This is a genomic window from Ralstonia sp. R-29 (assembly GCF_049913345.1).
Classification (GTDB): domain Bacteria; phylum Pseudomonadota; class Gammaproteobacteria; order Burkholderiales; family Burkholderiaceae; genus Ralstonia.
On record NZ_CP184378.1, the window covers coordinates 1631804 to 1646889 of the forward strand.

15 protein-coding genes are annotated in these 15086 nt (G+C 61.5%); 10 read left to right on the forward strand and 5 right to left on the reverse strand.

Features of this window, described 5'->3' with window-relative positions; all coding sequences use genetic code 11:
* Positions 1 to 38: 38 nt before the first annotated feature.
* The 3 genes from ACN9M1_RS24515 to ACN9M1_RS24525 all read right to left on the reverse strand — a co-directional run bounded on the left by ACN9M1_RS24515 (position 39) and on the right by ACN9M1_RS24525 (position 2780).
* Positions 39 to 737 (reverse strand): winged helix-turn-helix domain-containing protein, encoded by a 699-nt coding sequence (locus tag ACN9M1_RS24515; protein ID WP_426399461.1) that lies wholly within the window; start codon positions 735 to 737, stop codon positions 39 to 41.
* A 298-nt stretch (positions 738 to 1035) separates the two neighbouring features.
* A complete protein-coding gene (locus tag ACN9M1_RS24520; protein WP_426399462.1) occupies positions 1036 to 1512 on the reverse strand; it encodes a hypothetical protein in 477 nt (158 codons plus the stop codon).
* 587 nt (positions 1513 to 2099) lie between these two features.
* Positions 2100 to 2780 carry a DUF2076 domain-containing protein gene (locus ACN9M1_RS24525; protein ID WP_426399463.1) on the reverse strand — a complete coding sequence of 227 codons (681 nt, stop codon included), beginning with the start codon at positions 2778 to 2780 and terminating at the stop codon, positions 2100 to 2102.
* A 186-nt stretch (positions 2781 to 2966) separates the two neighbouring features.
* On the opposite strand from ACN9M1_RS24525, the gene ACN9M1_RS24530 reads away from it, so the two are divergent.
* The 9 genes from ACN9M1_RS24530 to ACN9M1_RS24570 all read left to right on the forward strand — a co-directional run bounded on the left by ACN9M1_RS24530 (position 2967) and on the right by ACN9M1_RS24570 (position 12324).
* The gene (locus ACN9M1_RS24530; protein ID WP_426399464.1) at positions 2967 to 5330 is read left to right on the forward strand and encodes a bifunctional salicylyl-CoA 5-hydroxylase/oxidoreductase; all 2364 of its coding nucleotides are present in this window, start codon (positions 2967 to 2969) and stop codon (positions 5328 to 5330) included.
* A 7-nt stretch (positions 5331 to 5337) separates the two neighbouring features.
* Positions 5338 to 6105 carry an SDR family NAD(P)-dependent oxidoreductase gene (locus ACN9M1_RS24535; protein WP_426400726.1) on the forward strand — a complete coding sequence of 256 codons (768 nt, stop codon included), beginning with the start codon at positions 5338 to 5340 and terminating at the stop codon, positions 6103 to 6105.
* On the forward strand, positions 6102 to 6707 hold the full coding sequence (locus tag ACN9M1_RS24540; protein ID WP_426399465.1) for a MarR family winged helix-turn-helix transcriptional regulator: 606 nt from the start codon (positions 6102 to 6104) through the stop codon (positions 6705 to 6707). Before ACN9M1_RS24535 ends, ACN9M1_RS24540 begins: the two co-directional genes overlap by 4 nt.
* Positions 6704 to 7555: an enoyl-CoA hydratase family protein gene (locus ACN9M1_RS24545; RefSeq protein ID WP_426399466.1), complete on the forward strand. Its 852-nt coding sequence runs from the start codon at positions 6704 to 6706 to the stop codon at positions 7553 to 7555. Before ACN9M1_RS24540 ends, ACN9M1_RS24545 begins: the two co-directional genes overlap by 4 nt.
* A gap of 1 nt (position 7556) precedes the next feature.
* Positions 7557 to 8732, forward strand: a complete 1176-nt coding sequence (locus tag ACN9M1_RS24550) for an acyl-CoA dehydrogenase family protein (RefSeq protein ID WP_426399467.1) — start codon at positions 7557 to 7559, stop codon at positions 8730 to 8732.
* Between the two features lie 26 nt (positions 8733 to 8758).
* Positions 8759 to 10378 (forward strand): AMP-binding protein, encoded by a 1620-nt coding sequence (locus ACN9M1_RS24555; RefSeq protein ID WP_426399468.1) that lies wholly within the window; start codon positions 8759 to 8761, stop codon positions 10376 to 10378.
* Entirely contained in the window at positions 10375 to 10800 is a 426-nt protein-coding gene (locus ACN9M1_RS24560) for an acyl-CoA thioesterase (protein ID WP_426399469.1), read from the forward strand. The genes ACN9M1_RS24555 and ACN9M1_RS24560 overlap by 4 nt, the downstream gene beginning before the upstream one ends.
* An 18-nt stretch (positions 10801 to 10818) precedes the next feature.
* Positions 10819 to 11211 carry a RidA family protein gene (locus tag ACN9M1_RS24565; protein WP_426399470.1) on the forward strand — a complete coding sequence of 131 codons (393 nt, stop codon included), beginning with the start codon at positions 10819 to 10821 and terminating at the stop codon, positions 11209 to 11211.
* A gap of 198 nt (positions 11212 to 11409) precedes the next feature.
* Positions 11410 to 12324 carry a hypothetical protein gene (locus ACN9M1_RS24570; RefSeq protein WP_426399471.1) on the forward strand — a complete coding sequence of 305 codons (915 nt, stop codon included), beginning with the start codon at positions 11410 to 11412 and terminating at the stop codon, positions 12322 to 12324.
* Between the two features lie 370 nt (positions 12325 to 12694).
* Here ACN9M1_RS24570 and ACN9M1_RS24575 read toward each other — a convergent pair whose 3' ends face one another.
* Positions 12695 to 13360, reverse strand: coding sequence for a hypothetical protein (locus ACN9M1_RS24575; protein ID WP_426399472.1), 666 nt, complete (start codon positions 13358 to 13360; stop codon positions 12695 to 12697).
* A 182-nt stretch (positions 13361 to 13542) separates the two neighbouring features.
* Positions 13543 to 14016 (reverse strand): helix-turn-helix domain-containing protein, encoded by a 474-nt coding sequence (locus ACN9M1_RS24580; RefSeq protein ID WP_426399473.1) that lies wholly within the window; start codon positions 14014 to 14016, stop codon positions 13543 to 13545.
* Positions 14017 to 14211: 195 nt separating this feature from the next.
* Here ACN9M1_RS24580 and ACN9M1_RS24585 point away from each other — a divergent pair, with 195 nt between their 5' ends.
* Positions 14212 to 14727: an HAD domain-containing protein gene (locus tag ACN9M1_RS24585; RefSeq protein WP_426399474.1), complete on the forward strand. Its 516-nt coding sequence runs from the start codon at positions 14212 to 14214 to the stop codon at positions 14725 to 14727.
* Positions 14728 to 15086: the final 359 nt, after the last annotated feature.

A 15086-nucleotide genomic window follows, 5' to 3' on the forward strand; every position in this document is an offset into this window, starting at 1 on the left:
TGAGGGTCGTAGAAGATGGTAGTCGTCCGCTCATTGCATCAAGGCTCCATTACGAGCCGATATCCCCTACCGCGCACGGTCTGGATCAGACCATCGGCTGACGTTCCAGCCAACGCCATCCGCAGCTTACGAACATGCACATCCACCGTACGCACTCCGACAACGACGTGCCCTCCCCAAACACGACGAAGCAATTGCTCACGCGTGTGCACACACTGCGGATGCTCTACCAAGAAATGGAGTAACCGAAACTCCTGTGGACTAAGCGGAATCGCTCGGGGCTCGCTGTCGGTCTGGACCATCACATTCTGGTTGTGAGCGTCAATCACGAGGCCATCGATTTTGGACAGATGTTTGTCCGATCGAGACGTTCTCCGCAGCAGAACTCGAATGCGAGCCACCAGTTCACCGGTATGACAAGGTTTGACCAGATAGTCGTCAGCCCCTGCATCCAATGCTGCGATCTTGGTCGCCGCATCGTGATGGATAGACAGTACAACGATGGGGAAGGTCGGAGCAGCAGCATTTGCCCGGAAGCTCCGAAGCAGGTCGAGTAACTGTTCGGTGGAGCCCGTCCATCCAATCAACAGAACATCTGGATGCATAGCAGGCTGGAGTGCCAGTGCTCGCGCTGGACAACTGACCCACTGCATGTGCATCCCTGCAGTCCGTACGGCAGAGGATATAAGTTCTGCACCTGCCTGGTCCTCATCAAGCAGAAAAATCTGATGACTCATGCTACGTACATGCTGATACGGCCATTCATCGGTCCCCTTGCGTAGCTTGCGTAGTAATGGGCGGGTCATGAGTCTAATGAGCAACGGATCTGCCTGAACACGATCAACAGAAAATCACACGTTTCCTAGGCTTCGTGCCATACATACAGGGCTCAGTCTGTACGGGGTGATTACGCATCAACCTCTTCGGTTACCGAAAGGTTGATTTTGGAAATAACCGTCGACCATTATTGCCATGAAAAAAAGAAGCCGCTCGGAGGCGGCTTTCTTTCTTCATTCACAACACCAACTGATCAACTCACTCCCTTGCCGCCTCGCCTTCCTTCTTCCTCACCCCATTCCGACTAAACCGCACCGACAGCGACTTGCGGGCCATGTCCAGCCCTTCGCCCTTGCCGGCACGCTTGAGGAAGGCATATCCGTCCAACGCGGCGCTCATCACGTCGCTGCCCAATGCTAGTTGCGAGTCAGACATCCGCTCGCAGAGCTTTTCCAAGCGGTCTAACCTTGGGCGCAGCGCATCGAAGGCCACCAGATCGCGGCGGACTTCGGGCAGGCCGAAGTTGACTGGAAGCACGTTGGGATTGTTGCCCAGCACTTCCAATGCCGTGCGGGCGAATGCTTCGGATTTGCCACCCATCTTCACGGCCTTCCTGCGCTGGGCGGGCGATAGTCCGATCAGACCAGTCAGTCGGTCTTCCAGGGTTTTCAGTGCGCCGTCGATGGCGGTCAGGTCAGCCGCGGCAAGCTGAAGCGAAATCATATTCTGTGGCATTGCATTTCTCGTGTATGGATTGGCAATGTCATGCCGGGGGGCATAACCGCGTGAGATTGGCGGTTGTGGCATCCGTCCGCAAGAAAAGAAGGGGTTTTGGACCGAAGAATCCGAAAATTCCTATGCGGAGATCGGCATTTGAAGCTTGGCGACCGAAGCTTGGTGTTCGGAGATTTTTTCTCCGTGCTCCGAGCTCAAAGCTCGACACGTGAGTCATTTTTCTCGGTGCCCCGAGCTCAGAGCTCGACGCGTGAGTGTTTTTTCTCGGCGATCCGAGCTCAGGGCTCGACGCGTGAGTGTTTTTTCTCGGCGATCCGAGCTCAGGGCTCGACGCGTGAGTGTTTTTTCTCGGTGTCCCGAGTTCAGAACTCGACGCGCGAGTCTTTTTTCTCGGTGTCCCGAGCTCAGAGCTCGACGCGTGAGTTTTTTTTCTCGGCGATCCGAGCTCGGAGCTCCGCGCGTGAGTCTTTTTTCTCGGTGTCCCGAGCTCTGAGCTCGGCGTGTGACCTATTTCAACTTGACATTCTCGGTCCAGGGCTCACCGGGCCGAAGATGGACGCGGGTATCCGGAGACGGCTTCGGTTTGGCTAGATCAGCGTCGAATCGTCGTCGGAATAGTCGCTGCCGCCCAAGTCGCTGTCATCGATCAGCCCAAGGCTGTCATCACGCGAGGCCGTGTTGTTACTGCCGCTGTCGCCGTCGTAGTAGTTGTTGATCACCGTTTCCGTGGTGCCGCCCATCACCGGCTGCTGGCCGAGGAAGCCGCCACCGCTGCTGTTGTGGTGGAACAGGTTCTCGATGCCCTGGAACAGGAGTGCGCCACCGGCCACGCCGGCTGCCGTGGTGGCGACGCTGCCGAGCGTGCTGCCCAGGCCGCCGCTAAAGAAGCCCGAGCGCACGGGTTGGGCCGGGGCCGGCTGGGGTTGCGGCGGCATCTGCACGGGGGCGGCTTGCTGCGGGGCGTATGCAGGGTTGGGCGCGGTGCTGTTGGCGTGGCTGCCCCAGTTGTTGGCGGAATCCATGAACGATGTGCTGCGGCCGGCTTGTGCTGCCTGCAACTGGCTCTGCAGCGTGTTGATTTGCGCCAGGGCCGATGCCAGCGCCTGGTCGAGCAGCATGGCGCGCTGCACGAGCAGGTAGGCCGCATCCGGCTGGCGGGCAACGGTCTCGGTAATCCGCGCTTCTGCTTGCGGGTCTTTCGCCCCGGCGCGCGCTTGCGTGAGCTGGGTCAGGAACGTGTCCAGGGCTTGCATCTCTTGCGGGGTCATGGCGGTGCCTTCGGGCTGGTGTGTGACGGCTCCACTTTAGGAAGCCAAGCTTAAGCCAGTATTAAAAGCAATATGCCGTAGGGCGCACATGACGCTGCGCCGTCACTGTCAGGACATTCCCCTGAAATTACTTTACAACTAAACTATTCATGACTAAGGTAACACCGCATAGAACGCGGAGCCGTCATGAAGATCGTCTGTATTGGTGGTGGGCCGGCTGGCCTGTACTTTGCCCTGCTGATGAAGTTGCAGGACCCGTCACACGACATCACCGTCGTGGAGCGCAACCGGCCGTATGACACCTTCGGCTGGGGTGTGGTCTTCTCAGACCAGACGCTGGGCAACCTGCAGCGGGCCGACGCTAAGAGCGCTGCGCAGATCCTCGACGCCTTCAACCATTGGGACGACATTGAAGTCCACATCCGCGGCCAGGTGGTGCGCTCGGGCGGCCACGGCTTCTGCGGCATCGGGCGCAAGCGCTTGCTGAACATCCTGCAGGCGCGCTGCGAGGAAGAGGGCGTCAAGCTCGTCTTTGAAACCGATGTGCAGGATGACACGGCGTACGCAGATGCCGACCTCATCATCGCCAGCGACGGCCTGAACAGCCGCATCCGCACCAAGTACGCCGCCACGTATCAACCCGATATCGACACGCGCCGCTGCCGCTTTGTCTGGCTGGGCACGCACAAGCTGTTCGAGGCCTTCACCTTTGCGTTTGAAGAGACCGAGCACGGCTGGTTTCAGGCGCATGCGTACCGCTTTGATGACGAGACTTCCACCTTCATCGTGGAGGCACCGGAAGAGGTGTGGCGCAAGGCCGGGCTGGAGACGATGGAGAAGGAAGACGCCATCGCCTACTGCGAGCGCCTGTTCGCCAAATACCTCGACGGCAACAAGCTGATCTCCAACGCCACGCACCTGCGTGGGTCTGCGCAGTGGATTCGCTTTCCGCGCGTGGTGTGCGGGCACTGGGTGCACACCAACGAGAACAACACGCCCGTCGTGCTGATGGGCGATGCCGCGCACACGGCGCACTTCTCGATCGGCTCGGGCACCAAGCTGGCGCTGGAAGATTCGATTGAGCTCGCGCGCAGCATCGGCCAGCACCCGGGCGACCTTCGCGCCGCGCTGGAACACTATGAAGCCGTGCGCAGCGTAGAAGTGCTGCGCATCCAGAACGCCGCGCGCAACTCGACCGAGTGGTTTGAAAACGTCGCCCGCTACGCCAACCTGCCGACCGCGCAGTTCGCATATTCGCTGCTCACCCGCAGCCAGCGCATCAGCCACGAAAACCTGCGCCAGCGCGACAAGCGGTATCTCGAATCGTTTGAAGACTGGATTGCCGAGCAGGCCGGTGCACCGCGTGCGCCCGAGCGCGGCCCGGTGCCGCCGATGTTCACGCCCTTTACCGTGCGCGGCGTCACGCTCAAGAACCGCGTGGTGGTGTCGCCCATGGCGCAGTACTCGTGTGAAGACGGCCAGCCAGCGGACTACCACCTCGTGCACCTGGGCGCGCGCGCCATGGGCGGCGCCGGGCTGGTGATGGCCGAAATGACCTGCGTGTCGCCTGACGCGCGTATCACCCCGGGCTGCCCGGGTTTGTGGAACACCGATCAGCGCGACGGCTGGGCGCGCATCGTGCAGTTCGTGCACGGCAACAGCGATGCGAAGCTGGGCATCCAATTGGGTCACGCGGGCGCCAAGGGCTCGACGCGCGTGGCGTGGGAAGGCATCGACTTGCCGTTGGAGGAGGGTCAGAACTGGCCGCTCATCTCCGCGTCGCCGCAGCAGTATCTGGACGGGGTGAGCCAGTGGTCGCACGCCATGACGCGCGAAGACATGGACCGCGTGCGTGATGACTTCGTCCACTCGGCGCGGCTGGCGTCAGAGGCTGGCTTCGACTGGCTGGAGCTGCACTGCGCGCACGGCTATCTGCTGTCGTCGTTCATCTCGCCGCTCACCAATCAGCGCAATGACGAATACGGCGGCTCGTTGGAAAACCGCCTGCGCTTTCCGCTGGAAGTCTTCCACGCAGTGCGCGAGGTGTGGCCGAAGAACAAGCCCATGTCGGTGCGCATTTCCGCGCACGACTGGGTGGAAGGCGGCATCACGCCGGACGATGCGGTGGCGATTGCGCGCATCTTCAAGGCGGCGGGCGCGGACATGATCGACTGCTCGTCGGGTCAGGTCAGCAAGAAGGAGCAGCCGGTGTTCGGCCGCATGTTCCAGACGCCGTTTGCCGACCGCGTGCGCAACGAAGCCGGCATCGCCACCATTGCCGTGGGCGCGATTTCCGAGGCGGACCACGTCAACAGTATCATCGCCGCCGGCCGTGCCGACCTGTGCGCCGTGGCGCGCCCGCACCTGGCCAACCCGGCGTGGACGCTGAACGAAGCCGCGCGCATCGGCTACCTCGATGTGTCGTGGCCCAAGCAGTACCGCGCGGGCAAGTTGCAGTTGGAACGCAATCTCGAACGTGAACGTGCGATGGCGGCACAGGCGGCGGGGCTCTCGCCGCTGGAGCAGGCCAACCGCATGCAGGGGGTCTAACGTGACGATGCTTGCAGGACACCATGCCGTTGTGACCGGTGCAGGCCGAGGGATTGGCGCGGCCATCGCTGCGCAGCTCGCCGCACAAGGCGCCACGCTCACGCTGATGGGTCGAAACGCTGCCGTGCTGGAGGCGACGGCCAAGACGTTGCCCGACAGCGCCCGCGCGCAGGTCGTCACGTGCGATGTGACGGACGCAGCGAGTGTGTCGGCGGCCTTCGAATCCGCACGCGCGGGGCTCGGCGCGATCTCCATCCTCGTCAATAACGCGGGGCAGGCGGAGAGCGCATCGTTTGCCAAGACGACACTCGACCAGTGGCAGCGCATGCTGGCCGTGAACCTGACGGGCACCTTCCTGTGCACGCAGGCTGCGCTGGCGGATATACAGGCCAGTGGCCGTGGCCGCATCGTCAACATCGCCAGCACGGCGGGGCAGCGCGGTTATGCGTATGTGTCGGCGTATGTGGCCGCCAAGCATGGCGTGATCGGCCTGACGCGTTCGCTGGCGCTGGAGCTGGCGGCGCGCGGCGTTACCGTCAATGCGGTGTGCCCCGGCTACACCGAAACCGACATCGTGCGCGAGAGTATCGACCGCATCGTCGCCCGCACTGGCCGCAGCGCAGAGGAAGCGCGCGCCGAGCTGGTGAAGGGCAACCCGCAAGGCCGGCTCGTCACACCGGATGAAGTGGCCAACGCCGTGGTGTGGCTGTGCTCCGACGGTGCATCGTCGATCACCGGGCAGGCCATCTCGGTGTCCGGCGGGGAGGTCATGTGAGCACCGAACGCACCCGCCGCAAGACTGCACTCGCCACCCGCGCCTCCGGCTACCACGCCGTCGCGCAAGCCCTGGGCGACGAGCGCATCGGCCTGGAAGCCCGCGCGCATGTGGATGACCACATGGACGTCAAGATCTGGCTGCGCCTGCTCGCGTGCAGCACGCAGATCGAACAGCAGATCCGCCAGCGCCTGCGCACGCGCTTCAACACCAATCTGCCGCGCTTCGACTATCTGGCACAGCTTGACCGCCACCCCGATGGCCTGCGCATGAACGTGCTGTCGCGCTACCTGATGGTGACGGGCGGCAACGTCACCGGGCTGACCGATCAGCTGGAGAAGGAAGGGCTTGTCAAACGCGAGTCCGATCCGGATGATCGCCGGTCCTTTCGCGTGCTGCTGACTGACGCGGGCCGCCGCCACTTTGCCGAGATGGCTGCTGAACACGAACGCTGGCTGATCGAGATGTTCGACGGCCTGGGCGTTGCCAACAAAGACGCGCTGTATGCGCAGCTCGGCCACCTGCGCGTGCACCTCGCACAGCGTGAAGCCGAACTCGACGCCCGCGACGATCAACCTCAAACGAACACGACCAAACCATGACTGACCGCATCGATCCGGCTCTCTTGGCCGGCAACCGCCGCCCGCTCGCGGGCTACAAAGCGACGCACTTTCTGTGGAGCGTGGAGGGCGGCGTCGCCACCATCACGCTCAACCGGCCCGAGCGCAAGAACCCGCTCACGTTTGATTCGTACGCCGAGCTGCGTGATCTATTCCACCAGCTCAAGTGGGCGGACGACGTCAAGGCCATCGTGCTGGTGGGTGCCGGTGACAACTTCTGCTCCGGCGGCGACGTGCACGAGATCATCGGCCCGCTGGTGCAACTGAAGGCGCCCGAGCTGCTGATGTTCACGCGCATGACGGGCGAGCTGGTGAAGACGATGCGCGCGTGTCCGCAACCCATCGTCGCCGCTATCGACGGCGTGTGTGCGGGCGCGGGCGCCATTCTGGCGATGGCGTCCGACCTGCGCCTGGGCACGGCGCGCAGCAAGACCGCTTTCCTCTTCAACCGCGTCGGCCTGGCGGGTTGCGACATGGGCGCATGCGCGATCCTGCCGCGCATCATCGGCCAGGGCCGCGCAAGCGAGTTGCTCTATACCGGCCGTTCGATGAACGGCGAAGAGGGCGAGCGCTGGGGCTTCTTCAACCGCCTGTGCGAACCCGCCGAGGTGCTGGCGCAAGCGCAGGCGCTGGCTGCTGATTTGGCTGCCGGCCCGACCTTCGCCAACGGCATCACCAAGACGATGCTGCATCAGGAATGGACGATGACGATCGAGCAGGCGCTGGAGGCTGAGGCACAAGCGCAGGCCATCTGCATGTTGACCGAAGACTTCTCGCGTGCATACCACGCGTTTGTCGCCAAGCAAAAACCGGTGTTCGAGGGGAACTGACATGAGCGACATGGACTATCTGCAGTGGCCCTTCTTTGACGACAAGCACCGCCAGCTTGCGACCGAGTTGGACGCCTGGGCGACGAAGCACATCCCGCACGACCACGGCCCCGATGTCGACGCCGAATGCCGTGCATTGGTGAAGCAACTCGGCCAAGCCGGCTGGTTGCGTCACGCAGTGGGCGGCACGGCCCACGGTGGCGCGGGCGAGACCATCGACACGCGCGCCATCTGCCTGATCCGCGAAACCCTGGCGCGCCATTCCGGGCTGGCCGACTTTGCCTTTGCGATGCAGGGGTTGGGCTCCGGTGCGATCTCGCTGCACGGCACGCCGGAGCAGCGCGAGCGTTATCTGACGAAGGTGGCGCGTGGGGAGGCGATCTCCGCCTTCGCGCTGTCCGAACCTGAAGCCGGTTCCGACGTGGCCGCCATGGCCTGCGCTGCACGTGAGGATGGCACCGACTACGTGCTCGACGGCGAGAAGACGTGGATTTCCAACGGCGGCATCGCGGACTTCTACGTCGTGTTCGCCCGCACGGGGGAAGCACCGGGTTCGCGCGGTATCAGTGCGTTCATTGTTGAGGCGGGCACGTCGGGCTTTGAGATTGCCGAGCGCATCGACGTGATCGCGCCGCACCCGCTCGCGCGTCTGCGCTTCACCAATTGCCGCATTCCGGCCAGCCAGCGCGTGGGCGCGGCGGGTGAGGGCTTCAAGGTGGCGATGCGCACGCTGGATGTGTTCCGCACGTCGGTGGCGGCCGCCGCGCTGGGCTTTGCGCGCCGGGCATTGGACGAAGCCCTGACACGCGCCACCACCCGCAAGATGTTCAACGGCGTGCTGGCCGACTTCCAGCTCACGCAAGCCAAGCTCGCGCAGATGGCCACGGCCATCGACAGCGCCGCGCTGCTCACCTACCGCGCTGCGTGGCAGCGCGACCAGGGCCGCAACGTCACCCGCGAAGCCGCCATGGCCAAGATGACCGCCACGGAGAACGCGCAGCAGGTGATCGACGCCGCCGTGCAGATGTGGGGCGGCCTTGGCGTGGTGAGCGAGCAGCCGGTCGAGCGCCTGTATCGCGAGATCCGCGCGCTGCGCATCTACGAAGGTGCGACCGAAGTGCAGCAACTCATCATCGCGCGCGAACTCTTGCGCACCGCCAAGCCCGCAGCGCACTGATACGTTCCAGAGACGGAGAGCTCGCCATGCCCAGCGCCCATATCGACACCTTCGCCCGCGACCGCTTGCCGCCGGCGGAGCTGCAACCGGTGTATCGCTTCGATCTGCCCGCATTGCAGTTTCCTGCGCAGCTCAACTGCGCAACCGAACTGCTCGACAAACGCGTTGCGGCGGGTGAGGGCGACCGCCTCTGCATCCAGGCGCCCGGCGGCATCCGCTGGACCTATGCCGACTTGCAAGAGCACGCCAACCGCATCGCCAACGTGCTGGTGAATGACATGGGCGTGGTGCCGGGCAACCGCGTGCTGCTGCGCTCGCCCAACAGCCCGATGCTGGCGGCGTGCTGGTTTGCGGTGATGAAGGTGGGCGCGATTGCCGTGACGACCATGCCGCTGCTGCGCGCTAAGGAGCTGGGGCAGATTCTGGACAAGGGCGAGATCGGCTTCGCGCTGTGCGATGCACGCCTGATCGATGAATTGAAGGACGCGGTGGCGCAAGCCGCCAAGCCGGTACAGGTGCAGAACTTCTACGATGACACGCCGGAAGGGTTGGAGGCCGCCATGTCGCGCCAGCTGGCCACCTTCACCAACGTCGATACGGCGGCGGATGACACCTGCCTGCTCGCTTTCACGTCCGGCACCACCGGCGTGCCGAAGGCGACGATGCATTTCCACCGCGACATCATGGCGATTTGCGCCTGCTGGCCGCCGCACGTGCTGCAGCCGCGCGCTGACGACATCTTCATCGGCAGCCCGCCGATGGCGTTCACGTTCGGGCTCGGTGGCCTGCTGCTGTTTCCGATGAGCGTGGGGGCCTCGACGGTGCTGCTGGAGAAGGCCTCGCCGAATGATCTGGTGGATGGCGTTCGCAACTTTGGCGCGACGGTGCTGTTCACGGCGCCCACCACGTACCGCAACATCGCCGCGCGTGGGGACGAGCTGCGCGCCACGCCGCTGCGGCGCTGTGTGTCGGCGGGGGAAGCGCTGCCCGTGGCGACGCGCACGCTATGGAAGAACGCTACCGGCATCGAGCTGATTGACGGCATTGGCGCGACGGAGATGCTGCACATCTTCATCTCCGCTGCCGATGGCGATGTGCGGCCCGGCGCTACCGGAAAGGCTGTTCCCGGCTACGTTGCGCGCGTCGTGGACGACGCGGGTAACCCCGTGCCGCCGGGCACTGTCGGTCGCCTCGCTGTACAAGGCCCGACCGGCTGCCGCTACCTTGCCGATGACCGCCAGCGCGCGTACGTGCGCAACGGCTGGAACCTCACCGGCGACGCCTACGTGATGGACGAGGAAGGCTACTTCCACTACCACTCGCGTACCGACGACATGATCATCTCGTCGGGCTACAACATTGCCGCGCCCGAGGTGGAAGACGCGCTGATGCAGCATCCGGCCGTGGCCGAATGCGGCGTGATCGGCGAGCCCGATGAAGAGCGCGGCCAGATCGTCAAGGCCTTCGTGGTGCTGCACCCGGGCCACACGGCAGGGCCGGAGATGGTCAAGACGCTGCAGGATTTTGTGAAGCAGACGGTGGCGCCGTACAAGTACCCGCGTGCGATCGAGTTCTGCGCGAGCCTGCCGCGCAGTGAAGTCGGTAAGCTGCTCCGCTATCGCTTGCGTGATCACAGCAAACCATGAACAGCTACCACTTCGAGCGCGCCGCGCGCATCCGCTTTGGGCATTGTGACCCGGCCGGCATCGTCTACTTTCCGCAATACCTCGTGCTGTTCAACGGCCTGGTCGAAGACTGGTTTACCGATGGCCTTGGCATTTCGTATGCGCAGATGCTGGGCCCGCGCCGCATCGGCTTGCCCATCGTCAAGCTGCACTGCGAGTTCAGCGCCATCAGCCGCATGGGCGACGACGTGCAGTTCAAGCTCAAGGTGGAGCGGCTCGGCAATGCCTCCATGACACTCGGCCTGGATTGCTGGGCCGGCGATGAACAGCGCGTGCGCTCACAGCAGGTGCTGGTGTTTACCGATCTCAATACGCATCGCGCGATTGCGGTGCCGCCGGATGTGCGGCAGGCCATCGAGGCGAGCATCCAACAACAACAGTAGAAACAGAAGGAATCGCAAATGGAAGTCCTCCTCCCTCCTGGCTGGCCGCGTCCGAAAGGCTACGCTAACGGTGTGTCCGCGCGCGGGCGCATGGTGTTCGTGGCCGGCATGATCGGCTGGGACGCGCAGGGCGTGTTCCACACCGATGACCTTGCCGGTCAGGTGCGGCAGGCGCTGCAGAACATCGTCGATGTGTTGGCCGCCGGCGATGCCAAGCCCGAGCACATCGTGCGCATGACGTGGTACGTGACGGACAAGAAGGCCTACGTGGCCGCGTACTCGGAAATCGGCAAGGCGTTCCGCGAGCTGATCGGCAGCTTCAGCATTGCGATGACGGCGGTGGAGGTGTCGGCGCTCGTTGAAGACCGGGCCAAGGTTGAGATCGAAGTGACGGCCGTCGTGCCGGATTGAAGAAACGCGGTGCTTGTAACGAGAGACAAAAAAGTCTGTACGTGGACAAAAAAGTCTGTACTTAGACAAAAAAGTTTGTACCTGGACAAAAAAGTCTGTACCAGGCGTGCGGTTTAGACGGGCAGTCGGCGGAGGTGCCCCCCCGGAGCATTGTGCTCAAACGATATAGTGAGGTGTCCACATACTGCACCGAACGCCATGTCTCGCTTGGGAATCGAACATCAGAACGGCCTAATCTACGAGGGGCGCGACCATCCCGGCTACCTCACGGTGCCGACGCCTATCGTCTCGCAATGTGCGCTCATCGAATCCTCAGCAGACCTTGAGAGGTTGCCTCGTGGGATGACGGGCACAGACTCATTTCGCTGGATTTTCCGGGAAGACTCGTTCGACCCGGTGTCCCGAGTTCGTCGGGGTCGTGTGTTTCAGCACTTCAGCGGAGGCAATCGGGAGTCGGTCTACGTCGACGCGCATCCCTTTTTACCGTCGGACTTGGCTCGAAGCAGTGTTGACGGTCGATTGCGTAAGGAGATGACCGTCTTCATTCATTGCACCGAGCTCGTTTCACGCCAGGAACGAGGAGAGGGGCTACAGCTCGCAATTGGCCACGCTGGTGCGTACTCACTTTGGCGGATTCTGCAGACTGAGCAAACAGTCAACGAAGACGTGCTGGTAACACTTCGGGCGGAGTCGGCATATGGCGTTTTGCCTACCCTCGATTTGGCTCAAGTCCCTGAGGATGGACAGCAAGCCGTCACGGAGGCCTACGAGCGGGTCATGAACGTGGCATATCGGGACTCGCCGACGTCCATTGTTGACCAGTGCCGCAACCTCTGTGCGGTTCTCAGTGCGCGCTGGCTGTATCAGTTAACGGGGGATGCGAAGTCGCTGCACGGAGACCTCGGAGGGGCAATATCAGCAATCAAGAATCACTTCGGCGAAAGGGGGCACCGGCTCGTTCGTGCATCGCTTGAGACGGTGAACCTTCTGCATCCTCGGGGGAAGGCGAACGAGCAAGAGCGGTACGGCTTGCGTGCGGTGTCAAACGCGGACGCCGAGCTTGCTTTGCACGCAACGGGGTTCGTGATTCGAGAGATTGGCTGGGGGCTGTAGCGCCTTGATATCTTGATACATGGTAGCCCCGATAGGAAGCCGTGGCGCGGGTAACGAGCAAATCATGCCTTTTGGGATGCCTCAACACCTCCGGGTCCCCGCTTTGCTCCAAGAATCAAGGTTTCTGTGTCTCGTTTAAAACTATCCTCTACACATAAAGTCACGCGATTTGAATGTTAAAAATCGTAGAAATTAATAAGTGGGGATGTTGAATGTGTAGAAATGAACAAAAAAAGGAAGATGGCGAATCGGGTCGGTCACCCAAGGATTCAGAGTCGACGCCCTATAAAAACGGGAATTGGCAATTCTATGTGCTTGGAATTGCCAATGCCATGTGGGTAATCTGCTATTTTAGGCATATGATGGCTCACTAATCTTTTACTCCCCATACTTTCAAAAGGATTAGTGCAACCCCAAAAAGAAGAAGTCCTACGCCATCCCAGGCTCTTTTTGACGCGGCTGCCGCCCCGGTCGTGAGTATTTTGAGTGCTTCCTCTTCAGAGGTTTTTTCATCTCTTCTCGAGAATTTCACCATCTCTCGGTTGGAAAGGATGACGCCCGAGGATGTCCAAATGGCGCCGAGTGCCAAAGCCACGTTTCCGAAGGTCTCAAGAAGTTTTCCGACTTCCTTTCCCTGTGCGGAATGCTTGGGGATACCAATGTTATAAACGATGTGGACGAAGACGATTACGGTGGCAATGAGGAGCAATCCGAAGAATAATATTGTTGCCTTGTTGGCCGCTCGCGCCTTTTCGGGAAGTTCCAGGAGGTTTTTACAAAAGCGTCGCTTTAGAGATTGCCACCATATATTGCATGCACGCGCAATATAAGATACATCAGTGCAAGCAAGATTTATAAGTCGATGTGTTATCGAGTTACGTTGTCCCCGGTATCGCAGAACGTAATTCGCAACTTCGGCGCGATACAAATAAAGATGTCCACTTGGAACAGGTGGGTGAAGAAGCGTTGCAGTCGCAATCGCTGCAAACTCTTCATCTGTTAGGTCGTCAATTCTCGTGAGTTCGTCGTTCCGCATTCTTCGTAAAATCACATGAAATTCGCTGCATTAGGGCGCCGCAATAGCGCACAGGTGCATGTATATGTGCTCGATATCGACATGCAGAGGTAAACCTTTAGGGCGGAGGCGTCACGAGGTCCCCCGTCGAAGGTGGGGTACTCCACTTAGCGAGAGGGCCTTCGAATTTTTTTGTGAGAGCGTTAGCGCGCTAGCTCTTCGGGCTTGAAAAGCGTGTTCAGCGGAACGTCCAAGACCACAGCGAGTGCTTCCAGGTGAGCCAAGGAAACGTTCTTCTTTCGCACCTCAAGAGTCGATACGTAGTTGCGGGACAACCCGGCGCTCTCAGATAGCGCATCCTGTGCCAGCCCCCTTGCTGTCCTGAGCAGGAGAACATTTCTCGCTACGCGCTCGCGTAGCTGACTGGAGTCACGGGGGTTGCGGGCGATGGCGGCCCCCTCCTGAAGAAGGGACACAGCGTCCACCCCCAAGGCGATGGCGAACCGTTCGATGGTGTCGAGCGACAGATTATTGACGCCACGCTCTACTTGACTGACTTGGCTCCGGTGGCACGGAACAAGTCGTGCGAAGGCGTCCTGCGATAGGCCGCTGTCCTCACGAAGCTGGCGGACGCGGCGGGCGATTTGAAAAAGGACGCTTTCGTTCTCGGTGACCATGGCGGTCGCAAGCTTGCGGGATGTTCTCCGCTCGCAACAAACCGCTTTGTGTCTCCACCGTTTACGTCGCCACGTTTTGTATCTACAATCAATCCAAGCCAGCTAGTCTTGCCGGCCCTTCCAGCTACGTAGACCTGACGCACCTCCCGAGCTTGCGGGGTTTCGTGCGCCTTTTCAAAAGACGTGACACCACAAATGGGCGCCGTTCTCTTCTTGGATTTTGACGGCTGTTTGCATCCCGATAACGTGCGCCGCATTGACGGTGCTCCCGTCCTCCTTACCGAGGGCAGCGAGCTGTTCGAACATGCTGGCCTACTTGTAGACCTCCTCGCGCCGTACCCTGACCTGCAGCTTGTCCTGTCGACTTCCTGGGTGAAAGTGTTTGGCCAGGACGAGGCTCTGCGACGTTTGCCACCGGAGCTGCAGCGCCGGGTAGTTGGTACGACCTATGAATACTGCACGGACGTGTACGAGTGGTGTGAGCTCAGCCGCTTCGACCAAGTGATGCGGTACTTCGCGGGTAAACACGTCGAGTCGTGGCTTGCACTTGATGACGATAACGACCGATGGCCAGAGTTCTTCGAAAAGAATCTGGTCTGCCCCAACCCTCGGCTGGGACTCGGTGAGCGCCGCGCCCAAGAAGAACTTGCGGACAAGCTCGCTCGGCTGCATCACGAGTGTCAGCGGCACCGTCAACCTAGCGAGGCCTGACGCTTACGGGAGGTCTCGTGTCGATTTGGCCATCAAGACCGGTGGACGAGGTCCCCGAAGTGACACTCGCCAACTGGCGAGTCATGAGGACTGACGCGGGGGAGCTACATCTTGTTGGCATTCGCCCAGACCGTGGGACGGGTCGCGTCAGTTCACTCGTAGTCGAACTCCATATAGAGGCTCGCGTCGGCGTTACGCGCTCGGGCCGTCGATACCTTCTTGAAGGCGCACCTGGAGCAGACGACGAAGGCGATGCTGACTACGTATGGTCCGGTTGGTGTCGAGTCAATCGCGTCACCGGATACCGAGATGTCACTGACGAACTGCTAACGGGCTCGCGGCCATCGTGTACCGAAAGG

Excerpts from the sequence above, each read along its gene's own strand:
- ACN9M1_RS24515 (WP_426399461.1), bottom strand. The coding sequence starts at position 737 with ATGAGTCATCAGATTTTTCTGCTTGATGAGGACCAGGCAGGTGCAGAA.
- ACN9M1_RS24520 (WP_426399462.1), bottom strand. The coding sequence starts at position 1,512 with ATGCCACAGAATATGATTTCGCTTCAGCTTGCCGCGGCTGACCTGACC.
- ACN9M1_RS24525 (WP_426399463.1), bottom strand. The coding sequence starts at position 2,780 with ATGACCCCGCAAGAGATGCAAGCCCTGGACACGTTCCTGACCCAGCTC.
- ACN9M1_RS24530 (WP_426399464.1), top strand. The coding sequence starts at position 2,967 with ATGAAGATCGTCTGTATTGGTGGTGGGCCGGCTGGCCTGTACTTTGCC.
- ACN9M1_RS24535 (WP_426400726.1), top strand. The coding sequence starts at position 5,338 with ATGCTTGCAGGACACCATGCCGTTGTGACCGGTGCAGGCCGAGGGATT.
- ACN9M1_RS24545 (WP_426399466.1), top strand. The coding sequence starts at position 6,704 with ATGACTGACCGCATCGATCCGGCTCTCTTGGCCGGCAACCGCCGCCCG.
- ACN9M1_RS24550 (WP_426399467.1), top strand. The coding sequence starts at position 7,557 with ATGAGCGACATGGACTATCTGCAGTGGCCCTTCTTTGACGACAAGCAC.
- ACN9M1_RS24555 (WP_426399468.1), top strand. The coding sequence starts at position 8,759 with ATGCCCAGCGCCCATATCGACACCTTCGCCCGCGACCGCTTGCCGCCG.
- ACN9M1_RS24560 (WP_426399469.1), top strand. The coding sequence starts at position 10,375 with ATGAACAGCTACCACTTCGAGCGCGCCGCGCGCATCCGCTTTGGGCAT.
- ACN9M1_RS24565 (WP_426399470.1), top strand. The coding sequence starts at position 10,819 with ATGGAAGTCCTCCTCCCTCCTGGCTGGCCGCGTCCGAAAGGCTACGCT.
- ACN9M1_RS24570 (WP_426399471.1), top strand. The coding sequence starts at position 11,410 with ATGTCTCGCTTGGGAATCGAACATCAGAACGGCCTAATCTACGAGGGG.
- ACN9M1_RS24575 (WP_426399472.1), bottom strand. The coding sequence starts at position 13,360 with ATGCGGAACGACGAACTCACGAGAATTGACGACCTAACAGATGAAGAG.
- ACN9M1_RS24580 (WP_426399473.1), bottom strand. The coding sequence starts at position 14,016 with ATGGTCACCGAGAACGAAAGCGTCCTTTTTCAAATCGCCCGCCGCGTC.
- ACN9M1_RS24585 (WP_426399474.1), top strand. The coding sequence starts at position 14,212 with ATGGGCGCCGTTCTCTTCTTGGATTTTGACGGCTGTTTGCATCCCGAT.